Raw genomic sequence first — 21911 nt, forward strand, 5'->3', positions numbered from 1 at the left:
TGGGTCGCCCGGTCAAGCCGGGCGACGACACCGTACTTGCGGCAGCTATTTAGGCCTCACGCACCATTGAGGAATTGAAGCGGGTCAACCGGGCTCGATCCCTTACGGATCTCGAAGTGGAGCTGCGGCGACGCCACTTCCCCGGATTGACCCGACTTGGCAATGACCTGACCGCGCTTGATGGTATCGCCGCGCTTCACCAACAGCTCACTCGCATGGGCATATGCGGTGACGTAGCCGTTGGAGTGCCGAACCAGGACCAGATTGCCGTAACCTTTCAGCTCGTTGCCGGAATAGGCGACGACGCCGTCTTCAGCCGCCTTGACCGGCGTCCCCTCGGGCACCGCGAGGTTGATGCCGTCATTGGACTTGCCGTTGGTCTTGGCGCCGTAGCTCGTGACCACCTTGCCGCGCACCGGCCAGCGGAAGGTCGGCAGCGCGCCGGTGGCCTCCGCAGCCTTGGCCGGCGTCTCGGCAGGCTTCTCTTCGACATTGGCCGTGGCTTGGGCCAGACGCGCGCTCTGCACCGGCGCGGCGGCAGCTGCCATCTTGGTAGCAGGCGCCGGAGCGGCTGCCACGGGCTGGAGCGTTCCCACAACCGGAGCAGCCGCGACCGGAGCCGGAGCAACCGGCACCGCGACGGCGGCAGTCTTGGCGCCCGGGACGGTCAGCTTGGTGCCGAGCTTGAGCTTGGCCGAGGGGTCGAGGCCGTTCGCACGGGCGAGCTCGGCCGCCGAGATGTGGTTCTTGCGCGCGATGCTGGCGAGCGTGTCGCCGCGGTTGACGAAGTGCGTGCTCGGCGGAGCAGCGACGGCAGCAACCGGCTTCGCCGCAGGCGCCGCCGCGACGGGAGCCATCGCCGGCGCGGGCGCAGCGGCCGTGGCCGGATGCGGGATGATCAGCTGCTGGCCGGGCGAGAGCGTGCGCGGGCCCTTGTAGCCGTTGGCAGCGAGGATCGCCTGCGGCGTGACATGATAGCGCTTGGCGAGCACGTCGAGCGTGTCGCTGGTGCCGACGATGATCTTGGTGCCGCCGGCCGGCTGGGCCGCAGCAACCGAGCGCGGCGGCACGGTCGCCGTGGTCTCGAGGTGCGGCTGCGCCGGGGGCGCGTAGGAGCCGACGCCGCGCCCGCCACCGGACACTCCGCCGCCAGAGGCAACGGGATAGGATTGCGGGGTGGACACCGCGGGCGGAGGCAGGGGCTGGGACTGATAGGAACCGGGCTGCGTCTGCGGCCGCGCATATTGCGGCAGCTGCGGCGGTGGCGCCTGCTGCACCGAACCGGTGGATTCCGAGGCGAAGGGATTGGAGAAATTCGACTGGGAGAGTCGCGACGACATGTCGGCGCTGCACCCTGCAAAACTGAAGGAGATCAGCGCCAGCACCGCGACTTGCGGCACGCGGCGCGAGTAAAGCAACTCGGCGACAGCGGACATGGTTACTCACTCGTACGCAACAGAACTGGTGTTTTAAGTAAACACGCGCCGAGTAAATAACGGCTTAACCCTCCTAATAAGATGTTGGCGGCACAGCCAATCCGGAATTCTACAGCTCTCGCGCCACGCCAGGCAGCGCCGGCACGAAGCGGACGTCGACGAGTTCCTTGCGCTCGATCCCCGCCTCGGTGCGGCTGAGGCGGGTCAGCGTCTGCACGCCCTGATGCGGACCGACCGGTGCGATCAGGATGCCCCCGATCTCGAGCCGTTCGATCAGGTTCTCTGGAATCCGCTCCATCGCGGCGGTGACGATGATGCGGTCGAACGGGCCGATATTGGCCGGCAGATTGAGGCCATCGCCCAGCATCACCTCGACATTGTGGCAGCCGAGTTCTTCGAGCCTGGCGCGTGCGGTATCCGCGAGCTTGCGGTAGCGCTCGACCGTGAGCACCTGCCCTGCGAGCCGCGACAGCACGGCGGCCTGATAACCGGAGCCGGTGCCGATCTCGAGCACGCGGTGCCGCTTCTGGAGCTGGAGCTGCTCGGTCATGTAGGCGACGACGAAGGGCTGGCTGATGGTCTGCCCGCAGGCGATCGGTAGCGCACTGTCGCGATAGGCGCCGTCGCGGTCGGCGTCGTCGACGAACAGCTCGCGCGGCACCTCCTCCATGGTCCGCAGCACGGCCTGATTGCTGATGCCCCGGCGCCTCAGCGTGAGCTGAAACATCATCTTTTCGGGCGGGGGCTGATGGGAGGTCATTGCTGCCAATGCTGTGTTGTCAGGCCCGTTAAGTCGCCAACCCGGGCGCGAGAATCTTGTTCCTTGGTCGGGAACCCATGATACCATTCGGCTGGATATTTAATCACAGATTGGCGTGCAACAGGCCAGTCGTGATCGCCATTTTCAAGTATCCGTTCGTCAAAACGCGCATTGCGTCGATTCATGTTATCTGCGAACGTTTTTTGGAATGGGCAAGGACTCGACCATGACCGCGACGGGGCTTTCCGGCCGCTCTGTATTCCTCGTCGAAGACGAGGTGATGATCAGGATGATGGTTGCGGACATGCTCGAAGAGCTCGGCTACAAGGTCGCTGCCGAGGCCGGCGACATCACCGAAGCCATGCGGCTCGCCCAGGCGACCGAGTTCGACATCGCCATTCTCGACGTCAACGTCAACGGCAAGGTCATCTCGCCGGTGGCCGATGTCATCAGGGCGAAAGGCTGCCCCTTCATCTTCGCCACCGGCTACGGCTCCTCCGGCCTGCCCGAACAGTACCGCGATCGGCCGGCCATCCAGAAGCCGTTCCAGCTCGATGCACTCGGCAAGACCATCGAAGCCGCGCTTCGCAACGGCTAGAGCATGATCCGGAAAAGTGTGCAGCGGTTTTCCGAAAAGATCATGCTCAAACATTGACCTAAGGCGCGATGACGATTCATCCTGATCTCATTGCGCCTTAGGCGCTACTTCAGCGTCGCGCTCAATTCGTCTGAAAACGCTTCGTTGGTGCGGTCGAGCCTGAGCGGCGTCACCGAGACGTAGCGCTCGCGAAGCGCCGCGAGATCGGTGCCGTCTGCGGGCGTGTCCATCATCGCCGTGCGTTCGAACCCGATCCAGAAATAGGGATTGCCGCGGCCGTCCCTGCGCTCGTCGATCCTGAGGAAGCCGAGATTGCGCTTGCCCTGGCGCGTGACGCGGATGCCGAGCACATCCTCCGGCGCACACGACGGGAAGTTGACGTTGATCACCGTGTCTTTCGGGACGCCGGCGGCGATCACCTTGCGCAGGATATCGGGCCCGAACTTGCGGGCGGTGTCCCACGGCGGTCGCTCGCGGGTCTCAACGCTGAACTCCTGCGACAGAGCGAACGACGGCAGCCCCAGGATGGTGCCTTCCAGCGCGCCGGCGATGGTGCCGGAATAGACCACGTCTTCGGCGACGTTGCGCCCCTTGTTGACGCCGGATAGCACGACATCCGGCAATTTGGGCCCGAGGATGTGGCGCGCGCCCATGATGACGCAGTCGGTCGGTGTGCCGCGCACGGCGAAGTGCCGTGGGCCGACCTCGCGCAGGCGCAACGGATCATTCAGCGACAGCGAATGCGACACGCCGGACTGGTCGAGCTCCGGTGCCACCACCCAGACGTCGTCGGACAAGGCGCGCGCGATCTCCTCCACGACCTTGAGGCCGGGGGCGTGGATGCCGTCGTCATTGGTGCAGAGAATACGCATGCGAAAGGTCGATTCCAGAAAGCGGGTCTGAGCCGTCTTATCCGGCTCCGCCCAATCAGGCAAACTGGCCGATTGGGTCCGGTTGGCCCAGGTTCCCGGCTTGATCCTGCTACCGGCGGATGCGCCATTGCGGCAGGAAGCGTGCCAGCCGGCCCTCGGCATGCAGCTGCATCGCCGGCACGACCGGGCTCTCGACGGGATTTTCGATCACGCCGAGTGCCTCCAGCTGCGCGACGAACGGCTCGGACACCGGCGCCTGCGGAAAGCGTTCGCGCGCGACCGTCAGCGCCTTGTCGAAATCCGCTGCATTGATTCCGGGCTTCGCCCGCCGGCTCCGCACGAGATCGTCGTCCCAGAGCCGCGCGATCTCGATGTCGAGCACACCGCGCAGGCGCTGATCGACGGCCTGGATGCCGGCCCCCGTCACCGCCCATTGTCGGCCGACCCAGAAGATGTCGCGGTGCAAGGCCATGAATGGTGGGTTCGCGTTGAGGGGCCGGCAGGATAGCCTGCCGCCCGATCTTCGCAACCCTACTCGCGCGCGACCACCTTCAGCCCGCCCATATAGGGCTGGAGCACACTGGGAACCGCGATCGAGCCATCCTCCTGCTGATAGGTCTCCATCACCGCGATCAGCGCGCGGCCGACCGCGGTGCCGGAGCCGTTCAGCGTGTGCACGAAGCGCGGCTTGCCGTCCGGCCCGCGCGAGCGCGCATCCATGCGCCTTGCCTGGAAGTCGCCGCAGACCGAGCAGCTCGAGATCTCGCGGAACATGCCGCCGTCGCCCTGCCCGGGCATCCAGACCTCGATGTCATAGGTTTTCTGCGACGAGAAACCCATATCCCCTGCGCAGAGCGTCATCACACGGTAATGCAAGTCGAGCTTCTGAAGCACCTGCTCGGCGCAGGACAGCATCCGCTCCAGCTCGTCCTTGCTCGCTTCCGGCGTCGTGATCGAGACCAGTTCGACCTTGGTGAACTGATGCTGGCGGATCATGCCGCGCGTGTCGCGCCCCGCGGCGCCGGCCTCGGCGCGGAAACACGGCGTCAGCGCGGTAAGGCGCATCGGCAATTGCTTCTCGTCGAGAATGGATTCGCGCGCGAGGTTGGTGAGCGACACTTCTGCGGTCGGGATCAGGCCGAGGCGCTCGGTCTTCAGCCGCTCATGGTCGGGCGCAGCCAGCAGTTCGCCCTTGATCGCCCAGAACTGGTCGTCCTCGAATTTCGGCAGTTGCCCCGTACCGAACATCACCTCGTTGCGTACGAGCAGCGGCGGATTGATTTCGGTGTAGCCGTGCTCGGTGGTGTGCAGGTCGAGCATGAACTGACCGATGGCGCGCTCGAGCCGCGCCAGCCCCTTCTTCAGCACGACAAAGCGCGCACCGGAGAGCTTTGCCGCGGCCTCGAAATCCATATAGCCGAGCGCGGTGCCGAGATCGTCATGCAACTTCGGCGCAAAGCTGTAGTTGCGCTTGTTGCCGAACAGGTGGTGCTGCACGTTGCCGTGCTCGTCGACACCATCGGGGACTTCATCGAACGGAATGTTCGGAATTGCCGACAGCTCTTTCGTCAGCTCATCGTCGGCTGCTTTCGCGGCAGCTTCGAGCTGCGGCATCGTGGTCTTCAGTTCGGCGACCTCGGCCATCAGCTTGGCGGCGCGTGCCTCGTCCTTGGCCTTCTTGGCATCGCCGATTTCTTTCGAGGCCGCGTTGCGCCGCGCCTGCGCCTGCTCGGAGGCCAGAATCGCCGCACGCCGCTTCTCGTCGATCGCGAGCAGCGAGGCCGACATCGGCTTCAGGCCGCGCCGTGCGAGGCCGGCGTCGAAGGCTTGCGGATTGTCGCGGATCGATTTGATGTCGTGCATGGCTGTGGTCCTGGGGAGCGCGTCAACATACAACGGCAAATGTTGTACGTCAGCGCGTCCCCTAGCACAGCTGTCATCATCCGCGAAGGCGGATGATCCAGTATTCCAGAGACGGCAGTGATTCCGCGATAGGCAGCGGCGTACTGGATTCCACGCTGGAGCCTGTCATCGGGCTCGCCGAAGGCGAGACCCGGTGGCGGGGAATGACGGCGGAGATCGGAGCGCTCTACTCCGCCGGCTTGGCCGGCGTCGACACGTCGGTACCGGTGGCCTGCGAGGCCGCCGCCTTCTTCTCCACCATCGCCACCGCGATGATCGAACCCTCGTAGAGCGCCAGCAAGGGAATCGCCAGGGAGCACTGGCTGAGCACGTCAGGCGGCGTCAGCACGGCCGCGATGACGAAGGCGATGACGATGAAATAGCGGCGCTTCTCGCGCAGCATCTTCGATGTGATGATGCCGATCCGCCCGAGCAGCGTCAGGATCACCGGAAGCTGGAAGGCGATGCCGAAGGCGAAGATCAGCGACATCATCAGCGACAGATATTCGCCGACCTTGGGCAAGAGCTGGATCTGCGCGGTCTCGTCGCTGCCTGCCTGCTGCATGCCGAGCGAGAAGCGGACCAGCATCGGCAGCACGACGAAATAGACCAGCGCCGCGCCCAGCACGAAGAAGAACGGGGTCGCGACCAAATACGGCAGGAAGGCCTGCTTCTCGTGTTTGTAGAGACCGGGCGCCACGAACTTGTAGATCTGCGTCGCGACGATCGGGAACGAGATGAAGCCGGCGCCGAACAGCGCGAGCTTCAGCTGGGTGATGAAATATTCCAGCAGCGCCGTGTAGATGAACTTGGAATTCTCAGGACCCGCGACCCACACGAACGGCCAGACCAGCACGTTGTAGATCTGCTTGGCGAAGAAGAAGCAGAAGATGAAGGCAACGCCAAAGCCGAGCAGCGCCTTGATCAGCCGCGACCGCAGCTCGATCAAATGGTCCATCAAGGGGGCTTTGCTGGCCTCGATATCGGCGTCGGTCATGACGCTTTGGCGTCCTTGATCGCCTCGGATGGCGCGGTGTCTTGCGCGACGTGGGCCTGCTCGACCTCACGGGTGATCGCGAGCGGCTCGTTCGCTGCCGCATGCGCCTCGGCTTCCATGAAGGTCGCGGGCGTCGGGGCTTCCGGTGTCGTTGGCGTCATCGGCGCTTCACTTGAAGTCGCCGACGGTTCGGCGGCGCTGATGGCTGGCGTCTCGGCCGGCTTGTCGAGCGCATCGACGCGGAGCGCATCGCTGACGTCCTTCTGAAGCGAGGTCAGCGGATTGAAGCCGGTCGCGGCTTCCTTGACCTCGTCAAAGCTCTTCTTGAGGTCGGCCATCTCGGCCTCGCGCATCGCTTCCTGAAACTGACCCTGGAATTCGGCGGCCATCTTGCGGGCCTTGCCCATCCACTGCCCAACCATGCGCAGCACGCCCGGCAGCTCCTTCGGGCCGATGGCGATAAGGGCCACGACCCCGATGAGGACCAGTTCACTCCAGCCGATGTCGAACATGAGGTCTTCCGTTCACGCCAGCCGCAACCGGCCCAATCCCTCGCGCGCAGGATCGGGGCTACCCGCGTCTCGCATGCTCTCTGGCTCAGACGGCCTTGCTGCCGACGTCGGACCGTGCCGCGGTCGGCGCGGCGTTGTTGTGCTCGATGGACTTGTTCGGCTCAGGCTTTTCAACGGGCTTGTCGTCGTCCTGCATGCCCTTCTTGAATGCCTTGATGCCCTGCGCCACGTCGCCCATCAGATCCGAAATCTTGCCGCGGCCGAACAGCAGCAGGACCACTGCGATCACCAAGATCCAGTGCCAAATGCTGAGTGAACCCATCCTGCAACCCTCCAAACGCGCATGGCCGGGGACCCGGCCGATCTTCACCGAAACCTAGGCTTGGCGGGTCTCAAAAACAAGGACCAAGGCAGCGCCAATTCGCTGTTGGCACTACGCAATCTTGCTAGTGTTAACTGCTCGCAGGGATCCGTGAACGGACCGGCGTCACTCTTCAGTGCCGCCTTCGCCGCCACCCTCATTGCCGCCTTCCGGCGCCTCGGGCTCGACCGCCGGCGCCAGCGCGAGATCGAGGTCTTCGCCCGGTTCCAACGGATCCTCGTCTTCACGCAGCGCCGGGTCATCCGACGGCGTCGGCACGCTGAATCCGGTCGGCAGGCGCGAATCCAGCAGGCCCGTGCCCTTCAGCTCTTCGAGGCCCGGCAGATCGCCGAGCTGTTCCAGGGTGAACTGCGACAGGAAGTCCTCGGTGGTTCCGAAGGTCAAGGGGCGGCCGGGCGTCTTGCGCCGGCCGCGCGGCTTGATCCAGCCGGTCTCCAGCAGCACGTCCAGCGTGCCCTTCGAGGTGACGACACCGCGGATCTCCTCGATCTCGGCGCGCGTCACCGGCTGGTGATAGGCGATGATCGCCAGCACCTCGATTGCCGCACGCGACAGGCGGCGGGTCTCGGTGCTCTCCCGCGTCATCAGCCAGGCGAGATCGCCGGCGGTGCGGAAGGTCCATTTATTGGCGACGCGCACGAGGTTCACGCCGCGCGAGGCATAGTCGGCCTGGAGCTGCTCGAGCGCCGCCTTGACATCGACGCCATCCGGCATCCGCTTGGCCAGCGTCGCGGTATCCAGCGGTTCACTCGAAGCGAACAGCAGCGCTTCCAGCAGCCGCAATTCCTCGGGACGCGCCTGGGATTCGTTGTCCATCGGCTCGGCCTCTTCTACCCGCACTTCAGCCAGGCTTGCCATGGCAGATTCTCCTTCTTGCACTTAACCGACCGGCGCATCGGGCGCCGGAGCTGCGTCCGGAACCGGTTTAGGACGCCCCTTCCGGAAATAGATGGGCGCAAACGCCTCTTTCTGGTTCAGCTCGAGCTGACCTTCGCGCACCAGTTCAAGCGCGGCGGCAAAGCTAGAAGCGAACACCGTCGCGCGCTGCGTCGGATCGGCGACATGCCGGATCAGGAAGTCGTCGAGAACGCCCCAGTCATCCTGCTCGCTGATGCTGCCGACCAGCCGCTCCAGCGTGGCGCGCGCCTCGGCGAGCGACCACACCGTGCGCTTGGCCAGATGCACGCTCGCCAGCACGCGCGACTGCCGCTGCGCGGCATAGGCGGTGAGCAGGTCGTACAACGTCGCCGTGTATTTCGGATGCTTGATCTCGGCGATCTGCTCGGGCTCGCCGCGCGGGAAGATGTCGCGCTGCAATTGCGGCCTGTTCATCAGCCGATTGGCGGCTTCGCGAATGGCTTCCAGCCGGCGCAGCCGGTTGGCAAGCGCAGTCGCCATCTGCTCGGCGCTTGGGCCTTCCGCACTCGGCGGCTCCGGCAGCAGCAGGCGCGACTTCAGGAAGGCGAGCCAGGCCGCCATCACGAGGTAATCAGCAGCGAGCTCCAGCCGGATCTTCCGCGCAGCTTCGATGAAGTGGAGATACTGGTCCGCCAGCGCCAGGATCGAAATCTTGGCAAGGTCGACCTTCTGCTGCCGTGCCAGTGCGAGCAACAGGTCAAGCGGGCCCTCATAGCCTTCGACGTCCACGACCAACGCCGGCTCACCCTCGGCGAGCTCTGCGGGCCGCCCGGTTTCAAACGATAGGATTTCTGCGGTCATGCGGATGCCGTGTTTGCCCGTGCGATCAATGCGTCCAATTCCGCGCGTGCGGTCGCCCGGTCGAACGGCTGCGGCGGCTTGCGTGCGGCGAGCGCGGCTTTCGCCCGCTCCAGTGCCCTGCCGGACAGTTCGGGTGTCTGACCGGCGACGTCGCGCATCTCCTCGATGTTGCCGTTGCAATGCAAGGCCACGTCGCAGCCGGCCGCGAAGATGGCGCGGGTCCGCTCGGCGATATTCCCCGACAGCGCGTTCATCGACACGTCATCACTCATTAACAAACCCTGGAACCCGATTGCGCCGCGAATCACGTCAGCAATCATTGTCGCAGATGTCGTCGCCGGATGGGCCGGGTCGACCGCGCTAAACACAACATGTGCAGTCATGGCCATCGGCAGGTTCGAAAGCGGCTTGAACGCGGCGAAATCGGTCCGTTCCAGCTCGTCCCGGGGCGTATCGACCGTCGGCAGCTTGAAATGGGTGTCGGCGGTGGCCCGGCCATGACCGGGGATGTGCTTGAGAACCGGCAGCACGCCGCCCTGCTCCAGCCCCTCGGTGACTGCACGGGCAATCGCCGCGACCTTGCCCGGCTCAGTGCCGTAGGCCCGATTGCCGATGACCGCATCGGCACCCGGCACCGGCACGTCAGCGAGCGGCAGGCAATCCACGGTAATGCCGAGATCGGCAAGATCGGCCGCGATCAGGCGGGCACTGAGGCGCGCCGCAGTGAGCCCGAGCGCCGAATCAGTGTCGTACAAATTCGCGAATACGGCCCCCGGTGGATAGACCGGCCAGTGCGGCGGCACCAGCCGTTGCACCCGTCCGCCCTCCTGATCAATCAGGACGGGCGCGTCGGCGGCATTCGCAACCGCCCGCAATTCCGCAACCAATGCAGCAACTTGAGCCGGTGTCGCGACATTGCGCTTGAAGAGGATGAAGCCCCATGGTCGTTCGGCACGGATAAACTCCCGCTCGGCGGCGGTCAGTTCCGTTCCGGATACGCCGGTAATGAAGGCCCGCGTGCTCATAACGGCCGATTAACCCTGCCCCGCGAGGGGGTCAAGGAAACGGCCGTTAATTCCTCTGGACGAAGCAGGCGGACAGGCCTGCGGACTTGAGGCTGTTGCATGCCTGCGTCGCCTCCTCGGCCGAACCATAGGGACCGGCGAAGGCGCGGTAGACGATGCCCTTGCCCTTGTCGGTCAGGTCGACGCGCTTGATCACCGGCGAGCGGGATCCGAGCACGCTGCCATACTTGCTCTGAAGCACCCGATAGGATGCGGCGGCGCTGTCCTCGCTCTGCTGCGAGGAGACCTGCACGATGTAGCCGCCGCCGCTGCTGGCGGGGGCAAGTTGCGTCGGGTTAGTCGCAGCCATCCGCTGCGGAGGCTCGGCCGTCGGTCCCGATTGCGGCGCAAGCGACATAGGCTGGTTGGCGCTGGCATTGGCCGAGGTCGGCGGATTGCGCGGCGCGATCGGTGCAGGCGGTGCGGCAATAGGTTTTGGCGCAGTTGCCGGCTTGGCGGCTGCCGCCGATTGCGGGGCGGCGCTATCGGTCTGATCGCCCTTCACGGCCACCGTCCTGATCGAACGCGGCGAATTGTTCGGCAGGGTGCCGTTGCTCGGTGTCGGCCCCGCGCTCGGCGGCGGCACCGTCGATGGCGACACGCTCGCCACCGACGGCGGGTTCGCATTCTGGTTCAGCGGCGGGAACACCACGCGGGGTCCACCCGCCCTGGCGTTGACGTCGACAGGCGCCTCCTCGCGCGGCACGATCTTCTCGGTGCCGTCACCGCTCACCATGCGATCCGGCACCTTGGCTGTGGAGTCCGTCGGCGCGGGCACGATCTTGGTCGGCGTGTTGTCGGCCTTGATGATCGGCGGCTCGCCGCTGCGGGGCGAACTCACATAGGTCTTGTAGGCAAAGGCAGCGCCAGTCCCGACCACGGCAAGCGCCAGGATCGCCGCGACCGTCATCATGCCGCCGCGCTGCTTCTTCGGCTCGTCAAGTTCGGCCTCGGGATAGTCGTTCTGGTACGCGTAGGGATCGTCGGGATAGGCCGGATCGCGCTGGTAGTCCTGCTCGCCGGTCTCGAGCCGGCCATAGAGCGCATCATCGTAGCGCGACGGATCGGGCTGCGCGTACGGCTCCTGATAGGCCTGCTCCTGATAAGCCTGTCCGTGCTGTTGATAGGCCTGATCCTGATACGCTCGAGCTTGATAAGCGTGATCCTGATGGGTCTGCGGCTGATGAAAATCCGGCTCTGGCGCAGGCGCAGTCGGCTGGGCCGAATAGCGATGCAACGGATGAACCGGGTTTACGGAGACAGGATAGTCAGGCTCCGGCGCGGGTGCCGGCTGCGGCTGCACGTTGGCGCGCCGCATCCATGAGGGCGGCCCGGACGGCGGCGGAGGTTGCTCGGCATCGTCCTGTTGATCATCATCCTGGCGATAGTCGTCTTCCCGATAGCTCTGGGCAGGCGCCGAAGTCGGGCGCGCTGTCGGCCGCGACTGCGCTGCGAACGGATCGGTCTGTCCGATCAGACGGGCGAGCTCGGCCAAGGGATCATTTTCCGCCTTCCCATGCTGATCGCTACCGCGACCATAGTCATCGGAGGGAAACGGTCTATCCTGATATCGTTCGGCCATCGTGATGATGCGTCCCTTCGGGAAAGCCGCGCGCCCCTCGACCAAGGCACGGCTTTCGACCCACAAGGCTTTCAACCAAGTCTAAGCGATCCGGCTTCTGCCGGTTACCCCCCGAATTCCCATTAGGTAGTTCGCCCCAAACTACCGCATCTCGTCCGGGGCATGGACGCCGAGGATGGCGAGGCCCGATGCCAGGACAGAGACGACGCCCTGGACCATGGCCAGTCGCGCTTTTGTAAGATCTGCATCATTATTGATAATGAAGCGTAAATAGGGCAAATCGCGCCCTTTCGTCCAAAGCGCATGAAATTCGCTGGCTAAATCATAGAGATAAAAGGCAATTCGGTGCGGCTCGTGGGCCGCGGCGGCAGCTTCCATCACCCGCGGATAAATTGCGAGCCGCTTGAGAAGATCGAGTTCGACCGGGTCTGACAACCGTTCCACCGCCGACTCACTGAGCCAAACGATCCGCTCCGCGGTATCCCCGGGCAGTTCCGGGAACACCTCGGCTCGCGCGTTGCGGAAGATCGAGTGACCGCGGGCGTGACCATACTGGACGTAGAACACCGGGTTGTCGCGCGACTGTTCCATGACCTTGGCGAGGTCGAAATCGAGCACCGCATCGTTCTTGCGATAGAGCATCATGAAGCGGACGGCGTCCTGGCCGACCTCATCCACCACCTCACGCAAGGTGACGAAGTCCCCGCTCCGCTTCGACATTTTCACCGGCTCGCCATTGCGCAGCAGCTTCACGAGCTGCACGATCTTGACGTCGAGCGCGCCCTTGCCTGACGTCGTCGCCTTCACCGCTGCCTGCATGCGCTTGATGTAGCCGCCATGGTCGGCGCCCCAGACGTCGATCATCTCCGCAAAACCACGGTCGAACTTGTTCTTGTGGTAGGCGATGTCGGAGGCGAAGTAGGTGTAGGAATTGTCCGATTTGATCAGCGGGCGATCGACGTCGTCGCCGTAAGCCGTCGCCTTGAACAGCAACTGTTCGCGGTCTTCCCAATCCTCGACCGGCGCGCCCTTCGGCGGCGGCAGGCGACCTTCGTAGATGTCGCCCTTGGCCTGCAGGAAATCGATGGTCTCGGCAACCTTGTTGTTGCCGGTCTCGATCAGCGAGCGCTCGGAGAAGAACACGTCGTGGCGAATGTTGAGGGCGGCGAGATCGTCCTTGATCTCGTCCATCATCATCGCGATCGCCTTGGCGCGCACCGTCGGCAGCCACTCGGCCTCGCTCACCCCGCGGAGCTTGTCGCCATGCTCCTTGGCCAGCGCCGCGCCGACGGGCTTGAGGTAGTCACCGGGATAGAGTCCTTCCGGAATCGCGCCGATGTCCTCGCCGAGCGCCTCGCGATACCTGAGGAAGGCGGAGCGCGCGAGCACGTCGACCTGGGCGCCGGCATCGTTGATGTAGTATTCGCGCGTGACGTCGTGGCCCGCGAACTGAAGCAGACTCGCCAACGCGTCGCCAAACACGGCGCCGCGACAGTGACCGACATGCATCGGCCCGGTCGGATTGGCCGAGACGTATTCGACATTGACCTTGGAGCCGCCGCGGACGCGGCCGTAATCGGCGCCCTCGCGCAGCACCGTCCGCAGCGCCTCGGCCCAGGCAGCCGGCTTCAGCGTCAGGTTGATGAAGCCGGGACCGGCGACATCGACCTTGGCGATCAGCGCATCCGTGCGCAGCCGCTCGGCGATCTGCTCGGCGAGATCGCGGGGCTTTGCCTTTGCCTCTTTCGCAAGCACCATGGCTGCGTTGGTCGCCATGTCGCCATGGGAGGCATCGCGCGGCGGCTCGACCACCACGCGCGAGAAATCGATGCCCTCAGGCCAGTTGGCGTCCACGGCCAGCGTACGGCAGGCGGCGTGCACACGCGCGAGCACGTCGGCGAACAGGTGCAGGGATGAGGATGTGTCGGGCATGGCCGCCGCCTAACGCAAATCCGGGGTCGAGTCAAAGAGCCGCTGGTGCTCGGTCAGGGCGAAACGGTCGGTCATTCCGGCAATGAAATTGCCGATCCGGCGGGCCCGGTCGCCCTCATTGTCCGCCTCCGCCCCCACCAGCCATTCCGGCGGCAGTTCAGACGGCTCCTTCAGGTACTTTGCGAACAGCTCGAACAGGATCTGCTCCGCCTCCCCCATCACCCGCATCACCCGCTTGTGGCGGTACATGTGCTGATACAGGAAGCGCTTGATGGCGGCCTCTTCCTCGGCGACATCGGCAGGGAACGCGATCAGCGCCCTGCTCTGCTGGCGCACATCCTGAGCCGATTGCGGCTTGACCGCCGCAAGGTTCTTCTGCGCCTCGGCTAACACCGCACCGATCAGGTGCGAGATCAGCTCGCGCACCAGCTCTGCGCCGCGCCTGACATCTTCGAGATCGGGATACTGCGCCGAGGTCTCGGCGATGATCTCCGCGGTCAGCGGCATCACTTTGAGATCGTCGAGTTGGAACAGGCCGGCGCGCAGGCCGTCATCGATATCGTGGGCGTCGTAGGCGATGTCGTCGGCGATCGCGGCGACCTGCGCCTCGAGCGAGGCAAAGCTCCATAATTCGAGGTCATAGGTCTTGATATAGTCGGCGATGCCGACGGGAACACCGTGCTCGCGGTAGCGCTCGGTCGGCGCGCCGCTGCGATCGGTCAGCGGGCCGTTGTGCTTGACGATGCCCTCGAGCGATTCCCAGGTCAGGTTCAGCCCATCGAACTCGGGATAGCGGTGCTCCAGCGCGGCGACGACCCGGAGCGTCTGGGCGTTGTGGTCGAAGCCGCCAAACTCCTTCAGGCAGGCGTCCAGCGCCCGCTCGCCGGCATGGCCGAACGGCGGATGACCGAGATCATGGGCGAGCGCCAGCGTTTCGGTGAGATCCTCGTCCAGCCCGAGTTGCCGGGCCAGCGCGCGGGCGATCTGCGCCACCTCCAGCGAATGGGTCAGCCGGGTGCGGTAGTGGTCGCCCTCGTGGAACACGAACACCTGGGTCTTGTACTTCAGGCGGCGGAACGCGGTGGAATGGATCACGCGGTCGCAATCGCGCCGGAACGGGCTGCGGGTCCGGCTCGGAGGCTCGGCGACCAGCCGGCCGCGGCTGCGATCGGGGTCGCAGGCATAGGGCGCGCGGGGGGCAGCCGTTCCGACGGACACGGCGAATTTAGTCCCTATCCATTTGATTCTGCGTATGGTGGCACTTAACTATGTCGGACGCGGGATACCAAATGAATTGGGCAAATGAATTTGGTATGACCGCGCGGACTATTGGAGACCAGTAATGACGACTGCCGTGACCATCAGCGACCGGGCCGCACGCCGGATTGGGGAGATCCTCAAGGGCGAAGGTTCTGGCGCGATGCTGCGCATTTCCGTCGAAGGCGGCGGCTGCTCGGGTTTCCAGTACAAGTTCGACATCGACCGCGCCCGCACCGACGACGACCTCGTGATCGAGCAGGACAATGCGGTGGTGCTGGTCGATTCCGCCTCGCAACCGTTCCTTGCGGGATCGCAGGTCGATTTCGTCGACGATTTGATCGGCGCCTCGTTCCGCGTCAACAATCCCAACGCCACCGCCTCGTGCGGCTGCGGGACCAGCTTCTCGGTCTGAGCGCTTACGCGCCGGTGATCTGCCTTTCCTCGTCCGTCCACTCCACCTCGACCGGCATCAGCTCCGGCTGAAGCGGCGCGTCCTCCGACATGGTGTGGCCGTCCAGCGCGCGCAGCAACGCCGCGACCAGCGCCGGCTTGCGCAGCGGCTTGGCGATGAAGTCCGACATGCCGGCCTCGCGGCAGATCCTGACGTCCTCGGGGAAGGCGTTGGCAGTGAGTGCGATGATCGGCAGCGCGTCGAAGCGCCCGCCTTGTGCGCGGATCGCGCGGGTCGCGGCAAGTCCATCCATGTCGGGCATGCGCACGTCCATCAGCACGACATCGTAGTCGCCTTCAGAGGCTGCCGCGACGGCGTCGACACCGTCGGTGACGACGCGCAGTTCGATGTCGAATGCGCCGAGCATCTTGCTCACGACCATGCGGTTGACGGCGTCGTCCTCGGCGACCAGGACCTTCAGCGGCCGGTCGAGCCCGGCGATACGGCCCCTGAGATCGTCGGCGTCGTCGCGGCCCGCATCTTGGTCGGATGCTTGCGCCTGGCTCCAGGGCAACACCAGCGTGAAGCGGAAGGTCGAGCCCGTGCCCGGGGTCGAGGTGACGCCGATGGTGCCACCCATCTGCTCGATGATGCGCCGGGAGATCGCAAGGCCGAGGCCAGTGCCGCCGAAGCGGCGGCTGATCGAGGCGTCGGCCTGGGCGAAGTCGCTGAAGAGCTGGCCGAGCTTTTCGGGGGCGATGCCGATGCCGCTATCGGTCACTGTCCATTCGACGGTCGCCAGCAGATCGCGCCGCGCCTGGCAGGTGGCCGAAATCGTCACCTCACCTTCGTCAGTGAACTTCACCGCATTGGACACGAGGTTGAGCAGCACCTGGCGGATGCGGGCGACGTCGCCGCGCAGCGTCGGCGGCAGGTTCGGATCGAGCTCGACCTTGACCGCAAGCCCCTTGCTCTTGGCACTCGCGCGTCCCACGGTCGCGGCGGTCTCGACCAGCGCCTGCGGCGCAAAGTCGATCGCCTCGAACGCGAAGCGGCCGGCCTCGAGCTTGGACAGATCGAGGATGTCATTGAGGATGCGCTGGAGATTATCGCCGGACTCGCGGATCGTGGTCACGGCCTCGCGCTGCTCCGGATCGAGTTTTGTCTCAAGCAGCATGCTGGCGAGCCCGAGCACGCCGTTCATCGGCGTGCGGATCTCGTGGCTCATCACGGCGAGGAAGTCGGACTTGGCGCGGCTCTCGGCCTCGGCCTTTTCGGCGCGCCAGCGCTCGGTCACGTCGCGGCCGAAGCCGCGATAGCCGAGGAACTGGCCGTCGCGGTCGTGGGCGGGCTTCGCCGTCAGCGACCACAGCCGCGCCTCGCCGCCGGCGACGACCTTGATGTTCATCTCGTGCAGCGGCTCGGTCTGCTCCATCAGGCCGACGATGTTGTAGGCCGCGCTCTTGTCCTCGGGACAGAGCATGTCGAGCACGTCGGCGAAGTGCGATCCCTTCAGCAGCGGAAGCGGCAGCTGCGCAACGTCGGCGAAGCGCTGGGGCACGTCGACCAGATGTCCCTCGGCATCGGTCTGCCACAGCCAGTCGCTGGCGTTCTCCTGAAAGTCCTTCAGCAGCAGCGAGATGATCTCGGTCTGGCGCTCGAGCTCGAGCTGGGCCTTGAGATTGCCGAGGAAGAGGTTGCCCTGGGAGACGATGTTGCGCGCCATGAAGAATGCGAACAGCAGCAGGAATACCGCTGTCACCAGATACGGCCCGGTGCCGCACAGCAGCAGCGCACCGACGCAGGCGATCGTCATGGTGGCGAGATAGACGAGGCCGGCACGAGGGAAGGTCGACAGCGTGAACGCACCGCCCGACATCATGCCGACCATGAGGCAGGCCAGGATGAGCTGGCTGGTTGGTCCGATGCGGCTGAACAGCGCCAGCGGTAGCATGCCCCAGATCGCGGCGAGGAAGAACGCCTGTCGCAGTGTCTGCCGCGCGGCGCGGCTTGAGGCCTCCCGCAGCGGATTTCGACGCGACCGCCGCCACGAACGCACCGCAAGCGAGGCGGTAGCGGCGAACGTCATGCTCCAGATCGCGAGGAAGTCGTTCCAGCCCCTGCCCCAGAACAGGATCAGCACGACGACGACGTTGAGCATGGTCACGGCCATCGTCACCGGGATCAGCCGCGTCACCGCGTCGATCTGCTTGGCGCGGATGCGCCGCAGCTCACGCTCGCTGAGATCGGCGGTCAGGCCGTCCTCGATCTCGAAGCCGCCGAGCCAGTACAGGAACGCGCCGATCACGCCGTCGTGCGGCTCAGTTCGCTTCATGGATTTGTCCGGCCATCCCATCCCAGGAACCTTTTGGCCATCAATGACCCGACGCGCGCTTAAGCCGGGTTAATTTTGTGGGAGATTCCGCGGCCGCCTTGACGAGCGCGTTTGCATTTTGTTCTAACGGTGGCTCCCGCCTGGAGCCCTCCCAATGCCCATCAGAGTAGCCACCTGGAACGTGAACTCGGTCCGGCAGCGCATCGACCTGCTGCTGACCTGGCTGAAGGAGTGCCAGCCGGACATCGTCTGCCTTCAGGAGATCAAGTGCGTCGACGAAGCCTTCCCGCGGCTGGAGATCGAGGCGCTCGGCTACAACGTGGTCACGCACGGGCAGAAGACGTTCAACGGCGTCGCCCTGCTCTCCAAGCTCCGGTTCGACGAGACCAAGTCGGGCCTCGCCGGCGACGACGAGGATGCGCATGCCCGCTTCCTCGAAGGCGTGGTGACGCTCAAGCAGGGGGTGTTGCGCATTGCCTGCCTCTATCTGCCCAACGGCAATCCGGTCGGCACCGACAAATATCCCTACAAGCTCAAATGGATGTCGCGGCTTCTTGAGTATTCGAAGGAGCGCCTCAAGGAGGAGGTCCCGCTGATCCTCGCCGGCGATTTCAACGTCATCCCGCATGGGCGCGACGTGCACAATCCCGCCGCCTGGACCGAGGACGCCCTGTTCAAGGCCGAGACGCGGGAGAGCTTTCAGTCCCTGCTCGGGATCGGCCTGACCGACGCCTTGCGGGCGGTCACGGATGAAGCCGGGCTCTACACCTTCTGGGACTACCAGGCCGGGGCCTGGCAGAAGAACCAGGGCCTGCGCATCGACCATTTGCTGCTGTCGCCGCAAGCCAGCGACCGGCTCGCCAATGTCGGCATCGACAGCTATGTGCGCGGCTGGGAGAAGCCGTCGGACCACGTGCCGGTGTGGGCGGATCTCGATCTCGAGGCGGCTTAAGGCCGCCTCTGCAGGCTACTCCCGGCGGCCCTGCACCCACTGCTCCAGCATTTGCAGGCACATGGCGCGGTCGTCGTCGGAGGCCTTGGCGAAGGCGCGGTTGTAGCTTTCCTTGATCCAGGTCTCCTCGGCCCCTGCGCTGTCCCGGGCCAGCGTCAGCCACATCAGGCCGCGCGCGGCCTGTCGCGGCAGGCGGTCGCCGTTGAACAGCATCTGGCCGAGCAGCGCCTGGGCCTGATGCTGGCCCTTCTGCGCGGCGAGGCCGAGCCAGCGGGCGCCATAGCGGAAATCCTCGCGCGAGGCATCCGGCGTCTTCAGGTACAGGCGGGCCAGATCGTACTGCGCGTCCGCGTTGCCGAAATAGGATGCGGCATAGGAGAACATCTCCCGCGCCCGCTCCGGATCGGACTTGATCTTCGAGTTCGGGATGCCGCTGAGATAGTAGCGGCCGAGCGCGACGAAGGCGTTGGCCACGATCTGCGCTTGCGGCGCCGAGGGGCTGTCCTCGGCATGTGCGTTGGCAATGCGGCTGAAATATTCGAAGGCGCGCAGATCATCCTGGGCGACGCCGTCGCCATTGGCGTACATGCGGCCGAGCTTCCACTGCGCGATGGGGTGACCGCCCTCGGCGGCATATTGCAGGGCGCTGAGCGAGGCTTCCTGGGATGCGACCGCCGGCGGAACTCTGGTGCGAACCGTATTCGCAGCGCCCGGCAAGGTGGTCACGACCGGGATGGTCGCGTCCTTGTTGACCGGCGCGCCATCGAAGGCGACCGCCGGCGCGGCCAGCGCAGCAGCCCCCAACACAAACGCAACTATGGCACGCCTAGATGTCCGCATAGCACTGTTTCTCGTGCGCGCCGCCCGGATGGGTCACCGCCCCCCCGAGCGCTGGTCCAACTTGCTGAGCATACTTCCAGAGCGCACCCGACGTGTGGTTAGTCGCGCGAGCCGCCCATTTGGTCTTGCGCTGGGCGAGCTCCTGGTCGCTCAATTTTACGTTAAGGGTACCGGCGACGGCGTCGATCTCGATGATGTCGCCGTCCTCGAGCAGCCCGATCGGGCCGCCAATCGCGGCCTCGGGCCCGACATGGCCGATGCAGAAGCCGCGGGTGGCGCCGGAGAAGCGGCCGTCGGTGATGAGCGCGATCTTGCCGCCCATGCCCTGGCCGGTCAGCGCCGCGGTGGTCTGGAGCATCTCCCGCATGCCGGGGCCGCCCTTCGGCCCCTCGTAGCGGATCACGATGACTTCGCCTTCGCGGTACGTGCGCTTCTGAACCGCCTCGAAAGCGTCCTCCTCACGGTCGAAGCACCTGGCCGGACCGGTAAACCTGAGGTTGGACATTCCCGCGACTTTCACGATCGCACCTTCTGGCGCCAAATTGCCCTTCAGACCGACCACACCGCCCGTGACGGTGATGGGTTTGTCTGCCGGGTGCACCACGTCCTGGTGCGGATTCCACTTCACGCTTTTGAGGTTTTCGGCGATCGTTCGACCGGTGACCGTAATGCAGTCCCCGTGGAGAAATCCGTTGTCGAGCAGCGTCTTCATCAGAAGCGGTATGCCACCAACTTCAAACATGTCTTTGGCGACATAACGGCCGCCCGGCTTCAAATCAGCGACATATGGTGTCTTTTTGAAGATTTCGGCGACGTCGAATAAGTCAAACTTAATGCCCGCCTCGTGCGCGATCGCCGGCAGGTGCAGCGCAGCATTGGTCGAGCCGCCAGACGCCGCGACCACGGCAGCCGCATTCTCCAGCGCCTTGCGGGTGACGATGTCGCGCGGCCGGATGTTTTGGGCGATCAGGTCCATCACCTTCTCGCCCGCGGTCATGCAGAAGGCGTCGCGGATTTCGTAGGGTGCCGGAGCACCTGCCGAGTACGGCAGCGCGAGGCCGATCGCCTCGGAGACGGTCGCCATGGTGTTGGCGGTGAACTGCGCGCCGCAGGCGCCCGCCGAGGGGCAGGCCACGCGCTCGATCTCGTCGAGATCCTCGTCCGACATGGCGCCGACCGAATGCTTGCCGACCGCCTCGAACATGTCCTGCACGGTGACCTGTTGCCCGCGGAAATTGCCGGGCAGGATCGAGCCGCCGTAAATGAAAATCGACGGCACGTTGAGACGGACCATCGCCATCATCATGCCCGGCAGCGACTTGTCACAGCCGGCAAGGCCGACCAGGGCGTCGTAGGCGTGACCGCGGACCGTCAGTTCGACCGAGTCGGCGATGCATTCGCGCGACGGCAGCGAGGAGCGCATGCCGTCATGGCCCATGGCGATGCCATCGGTGACGGTGATGGTGCAGAATTCGCGGGGGGTGCCGCCGGCCGACGCCACACCTTTCTTCACCGCCTGCGCCTGGCGCATCAGGGCGATGTTGCAGGGAGCGGCTTCATTCCAGCACGAGGCGACGCCGACGAAGGGCTGGTGGATCTGCTCAGTGGTCAGACCCATGGCATAGAAGTACGACCGATGCGGCGCGCGCGCAGGGCCTTCCGTCACGTGACGGCTCGGCAGCCTCTGCTTGTCAATCTTCGCGTCCATCGCAAACCAGTTTCCCCGGTCAACCCTTTCAGACCCGAAAAATCAGAGCCAAGATTTGAATCGACCTTGGGATTTCCCGTCGCCGTCGAAGAGGCCGCTGCCCTTAGAACATTAGAGTGATTTTATTCATGTTCGGGTGTGGCCAAAAAGCGGCGGTGATGCGAACGGCCGGTGATGAGGGTTAAAACACCAATCACTGTTGCTTGAACACAACAATCGTGGCGTGGAAGACACGGGTTGTCCTACCACAATACCCTCGGAGGAATGGACAATCCACAACCTCGGATTTCAGGACACCAGCAGCGCGCCCCGCTTGGTCGCGCTGACGACGCGGCAACTCGGCTGAGTCGCGACACGGTCCGATGCCGCGACATGGGCCCCGGCTCTGCAGCGCATCGTCGCTGGATGATGCTTCGCATCGCCAGGGAGACGTTGCGCTGCGTCCGGGGCACGAGAGCGCAGTGTGAGGCGCACGCAGCTTCCACCTCGTCATTGCGCAGCATCCCTCCGCGGCAAGATTCTGGATTGCTTCGTCGCAAGGGCTCCTCGCAATGACGGAGCAAGGGGCAATAGCGTCGTTCTCCAATTCGCATCTGCGTTGCAGACACGCCTTCCCGTTCTCGCGGCGCATTTTCGCCCGAGCTTTGCTTGATCGCTCCACCCTCAAAG

At 64.9% G+C, this 21911-nt stretch carries 21 protein-coding genes; 3 read left to right on the plus strand and 18 right to left on the minus strand.

What is annotated here, in order from left to right; genetic code table 11:
* Positions 1 to 56 precede the first annotated feature (56 nt).
* The 3 genes from CWO91_RS34210 to CWO91_RS34220 form a co-directional block, all read right to left on the minus strand.
* Positions 57 to 1436, minus strand: coding sequence for a LysM peptidoglycan-binding domain-containing M23 family metallopeptidase (locus CWO91_RS34210; RefSeq protein WP_130219914.1), 1380 nt, complete (start codon positions 1434 to 1436; stop codon positions 57 to 59).
* 109 nt (positions 1437 to 1545) lie between these two features.
* Positions 1546 to 2196, minus strand: a complete 651-nt coding sequence (locus tag CWO91_RS34215; RefSeq protein ID WP_130219915.1) for a protein-L-isoaspartate(D-aspartate) O-methyltransferase — start codon at positions 2194 to 2196, stop codon at positions 1546 to 1548.
* On the minus strand, positions 2193 to 2381 hold the full coding sequence (locus CWO91_RS34220; RefSeq protein WP_130219916.1) for a hypothetical protein: 189 nt from the start codon (positions 2379 to 2381) through the stop codon (positions 2193 to 2195). The genes CWO91_RS34215 and CWO91_RS34220 overlap by 4 nt, the downstream gene beginning before the upstream one ends.
* A 41-nt stretch (positions 2382 to 2422) precedes the next feature.
* Between CWO91_RS34220 and CWO91_RS34225 the strand changes: the two genes are divergently transcribed.
* Positions 2423 to 2794: a response regulator gene (locus CWO91_RS34225; protein ID WP_130219917.1), complete on the plus strand. Its 372-nt coding sequence runs from the start codon at positions 2423 to 2425 to the stop codon at positions 2792 to 2794.
* 104 nt (positions 2795 to 2898) lie between these two features.
* On the opposite strand, the gene surE is transcribed toward CWO91_RS34225, so the two are convergent.
* From surE to CWO91_RS34290, 12 genes are all read right to left on the minus strand, one after another.
* Complete coding sequence (surE, locus tag CWO91_RS34230; protein WP_130219918.1) at positions 2899 to 3666, minus strand: 5'/3'-nucleotidase SurE; 768 nt, start codon at positions 3664 to 3666, stop codon at positions 2899 to 2901.
* A gap of 109 nt (positions 3667 to 3775) precedes the next feature.
* The gene (locus CWO91_RS34235) at positions 3776 to 4138 is read right to left on the minus strand and encodes a hypothetical protein (RefSeq protein ID WP_130219919.1); all 363 of its coding nucleotides are present in this window, start codon (positions 4136 to 4138) and stop codon (positions 3776 to 3778) included.
* 59 nt (positions 4139 to 4197) lie between these two features.
* Positions 4198 to 5529, minus strand: coding sequence for a serine--tRNA ligase (serS, locus tag CWO91_RS34240; protein ID WP_130219920.1), 1332 nt, complete (start codon positions 5527 to 5529; stop codon positions 4198 to 4200).
* A 226-nt stretch (positions 5530 to 5755) separates the two neighbouring features.
* Entirely contained in the window at positions 5756 to 6565 is an 810-nt protein-coding gene (gene tatC / locus CWO91_RS34245; RefSeq protein WP_091885532.1) for a twin-arginine translocase subunit TatC, read from the minus strand.
* The gene (gene tatB, locus CWO91_RS34250) at positions 6562 to 7077 is read right to left on the minus strand and encodes a Sec-independent protein translocase protein TatB (protein ID WP_130219921.1); all 516 of its coding nucleotides are present in this window, start codon (positions 7075 to 7077) and stop codon (positions 6562 to 6564) included. The genes tatC and tatB overlap by 4 nt, the downstream gene beginning before the upstream one ends.
* Positions 7078 to 7162: 85 nt before the next feature.
* A complete protein-coding gene (locus tag CWO91_RS34255) occupies positions 7163 to 7399 on the minus strand; it encodes a twin-arginine translocase TatA/TatE family subunit (RefSeq protein ID WP_130219922.1) in 237 nt (78 codons plus the stop codon).
* A 165-nt stretch (positions 7400 to 7564) separates the two neighbouring features.
* Complete coding sequence (gene scpB / locus CWO91_RS34260) at positions 7565 to 8317, minus strand: SMC-Scp complex subunit ScpB (RefSeq protein ID WP_165405914.1); 753 nt, start codon at positions 8315 to 8317, stop codon at positions 7565 to 7567.
* Between the two features lie 21 nt (positions 8318 to 8338).
* Positions 8339 to 9178 carry a segregation and condensation protein A gene (locus CWO91_RS34265; RefSeq protein WP_128933604.1) on the minus strand — a complete coding sequence of 280 codons (840 nt, stop codon included), beginning with the start codon at positions 9176 to 9178 and terminating at the stop codon, positions 8339 to 8341.
* Positions 9175 to 10203 carry a beta-N-acetylhexosaminidase gene (nagZ, locus tag CWO91_RS34270; RefSeq protein WP_130219923.1) on the minus strand — a complete coding sequence of 343 codons (1029 nt, stop codon included), beginning with the start codon at positions 10201 to 10203 and terminating at the stop codon, positions 9175 to 9177. Before nagZ ends, CWO91_RS34265 begins: the two co-directional genes overlap by 4 nt.
* A 46-nt stretch (positions 10204 to 10249) precedes the next feature.
* Positions 10250 to 11824, minus strand: a complete 1575-nt coding sequence (locus CWO91_RS34275) for an SPOR domain-containing protein (protein WP_130219924.1) — start codon at positions 11822 to 11824, stop codon at positions 10250 to 10252.
* A 141-nt stretch (positions 11825 to 11965) separates the two neighbouring features.
* The gene (gene argS, locus CWO91_RS34285; protein ID WP_165405915.1) at positions 11966 to 13756 is read right to left on the minus strand and encodes an arginine--tRNA ligase; all 1791 of its coding nucleotides are present in this window, start codon (positions 13754 to 13756) and stop codon (positions 11966 to 11968) included.
* Between the two features lie 9 nt (positions 13757 to 13765).
* Positions 13766 to 14974: a deoxyguanosinetriphosphate triphosphohydrolase gene (locus CWO91_RS34290; RefSeq protein ID WP_130219926.1), complete on the minus strand. Its 1209-nt coding sequence runs from the start codon at positions 14972 to 14974 to the stop codon at positions 13766 to 13768.
* Between the two features lie 124 nt (positions 14975 to 15098).
* Here CWO91_RS34290 and erpA point away from each other — a divergent pair, with 124 nt between their 5' ends.
* A complete protein-coding gene (gene erpA / locus CWO91_RS34295) occupies positions 15099 to 15428 on the plus strand; it encodes an iron-sulfur cluster insertion protein ErpA (RefSeq protein WP_024342679.1) in 330 nt (109 codons plus the stop codon).
* A 4-nt stretch (positions 15429 to 15432) separates the two neighbouring features.
* Here the strand turns inward: erpA and CWO91_RS34300 are convergent, their stop codons facing one another.
* On the minus strand, positions 15433 to 17763 hold the full coding sequence (locus tag CWO91_RS34300) for a hybrid sensor histidine kinase/response regulator (RefSeq protein WP_130219927.1): 2331 nt from the start codon (positions 17761 to 17763) through the stop codon (positions 15433 to 15435).
* Between the two features lie 133 nt (positions 17764 to 17896).
* Here CWO91_RS34300 and xth point away from each other — a divergent pair, with 133 nt between their 5' ends.
* Complete coding sequence (xth, locus tag CWO91_RS34305) at positions 17897 to 18694, plus strand: exodeoxyribonuclease III (protein ID WP_130219928.1); 798 nt, start codon at positions 17897 to 17899, stop codon at positions 18692 to 18694.
* Positions 18695 to 18709: 15 nt separating this feature from the next.
* On the opposite strand, the gene CWO91_RS34310 is transcribed toward xth, so the two are convergent.
* Together CWO91_RS34310 and ilvD are read right to left on the minus strand one after the other, a co-directional pair.
* Positions 18710 to 19534 (minus strand): tetratricopeptide repeat protein, encoded by an 825-nt coding sequence (locus CWO91_RS34310; protein ID WP_130219929.1) that lies wholly within the window; start codon positions 19532 to 19534, stop codon positions 18710 to 18712.
* A complete protein-coding gene (gene ilvD, locus CWO91_RS34315; protein WP_130219930.1) occupies positions 19521 to 21242 on the minus strand; it encodes a dihydroxy-acid dehydratase in 1722 nt (573 codons plus the stop codon). The genes CWO91_RS34310 and ilvD overlap by 14 nt, the downstream gene beginning before the upstream one ends.
* Positions 21243 to 21911: the final 669 nt, after the last annotated feature.

This window comes from Bradyrhizobium genosp. SA-3 (genome assembly GCF_004212635.1).
Taxonomy (GTDB): Bacteria; Pseudomonadota; Alphaproteobacteria; order Rhizobiales; family Xanthobacteraceae; genus Bradyrhizobium.

Excerpts from the sequence above, each read along its gene's own strand:
- serS (WP_130219920.1), bottom strand. The coding sequence starts at position 5,529 with ATGCACGACATCAAATCGATCCGCGACAATCCGCAAGCCTTCGACGCC.
- CWO91_RS34275 (WP_130219924.1), bottom strand. The coding sequence starts at position 11,824 with ATGGCCGAACGATATCAGGATAGACCGTTTCCCTCCGATGACTATGGT.
- scpB (WP_165405914.1), bottom strand. The coding sequence starts at position 8,317 with ATGGCAAGCCTGGCTGAAGTGCGGGTAGAAGAGGCCGAGCCGATGGAC.
- nagZ (WP_130219923.1), bottom strand. The coding sequence starts at position 10,203 with ATGAGCACGCGGGCCTTCATTACCGGCGTATCCGGAACGGAACTGACC.
- xth (WP_130219928.1), top strand. The coding sequence starts at position 17,897 with ATGCCCATCAGAGTAGCCACCTGGAACGTGAACTCGGTCCGGCAGCGC.
- CWO91_RS34265 (WP_128933604.1), bottom strand. The coding sequence starts at position 9,178 with ATGACCGCAGAAATCCTATCGTTTGAAACCGGGCGGCCCGCAGAGCTC.
- erpA (WP_024342679.1), top strand. The coding sequence starts at position 15,099 with ATGACGACTGCCGTGACCATCAGCGACCGGGCCGCACGCCGGATTGGG.
- CWO91_RS34210 (WP_130219914.1), bottom strand. The coding sequence starts at position 1,436 with ATGTCCGCTGTCGCCGAGTTGCTTTACTCGCGCCGCGTGCCGCAAGTC.
- CWO91_RS34220 (WP_130219916.1), bottom strand. The coding sequence starts at position 2,381 with ATGAATCGACGCAATGCGCGTTTTGACGAACGGATACTTGAAAATGGC.
- CWO91_RS34300 (WP_130219927.1), bottom strand. The coding sequence starts at position 17,763 with ATGGGATGGCCGGACAAATCCATGAAGCGAACTGAGCCGCACGACGGC.
- ilvD (WP_130219930.1), bottom strand. The coding sequence starts at position 21,242 with ATGGACGCGAAGATTGACAAGCAGAGGCTGCCGAGCCGTCACGTGACG.
- tatB (WP_130219921.1), bottom strand. The coding sequence starts at position 7,077 with ATGTTCGACATCGGCTGGAGTGAACTGGTCCTCATCGGGGTCGTGGCC.
- CWO91_RS34310 (WP_130219929.1), bottom strand. The coding sequence starts at position 19,534 with ATGCGGACATCTAGGCGTGCCATAGTTGCGTTTGTGTTGGGGGCTGCT.
- CWO91_RS34235 (WP_130219919.1), bottom strand. The coding sequence starts at position 4,138 with ATGGCCTTGCACCGCGACATCTTCTGGGTCGGCCGACAATGGGCGGTG.
- CWO91_RS34215 (WP_130219915.1), bottom strand. The coding sequence starts at position 2,196 with ATGACCTCCCATCAGCCCCCGCCCGAAAAGATGATGTTTCAGCTCACG.
- tatC (WP_091885532.1), bottom strand. The coding sequence starts at position 6,565 with ATGACCGACGCCGATATCGAGGCCAGCAAAGCCCCCTTGATGGACCAT.
- CWO91_RS34255 (WP_130219922.1), bottom strand. The coding sequence starts at position 7,399 with ATGGGTTCACTCAGCATTTGGCACTGGATCTTGGTGATCGCAGTGGTC.
- surE (WP_130219918.1), bottom strand. The coding sequence starts at position 3,666 with ATGCGTATTCTCTGCACCAATGACGACGGCATCCACGCCCCCGGCCTC.
- CWO91_RS34225 (WP_130219917.1), top strand. The coding sequence starts at position 2,423 with ATGACCGCGACGGGGCTTTCCGGCCGCTCTGTATTCCTCGTCGAAGAC.
- argS (WP_165405915.1), bottom strand. The coding sequence starts at position 13,756 with ATGCCCGACACATCCTCATCCCTGCACCTGTTCGCCGACGTGCTCGCG.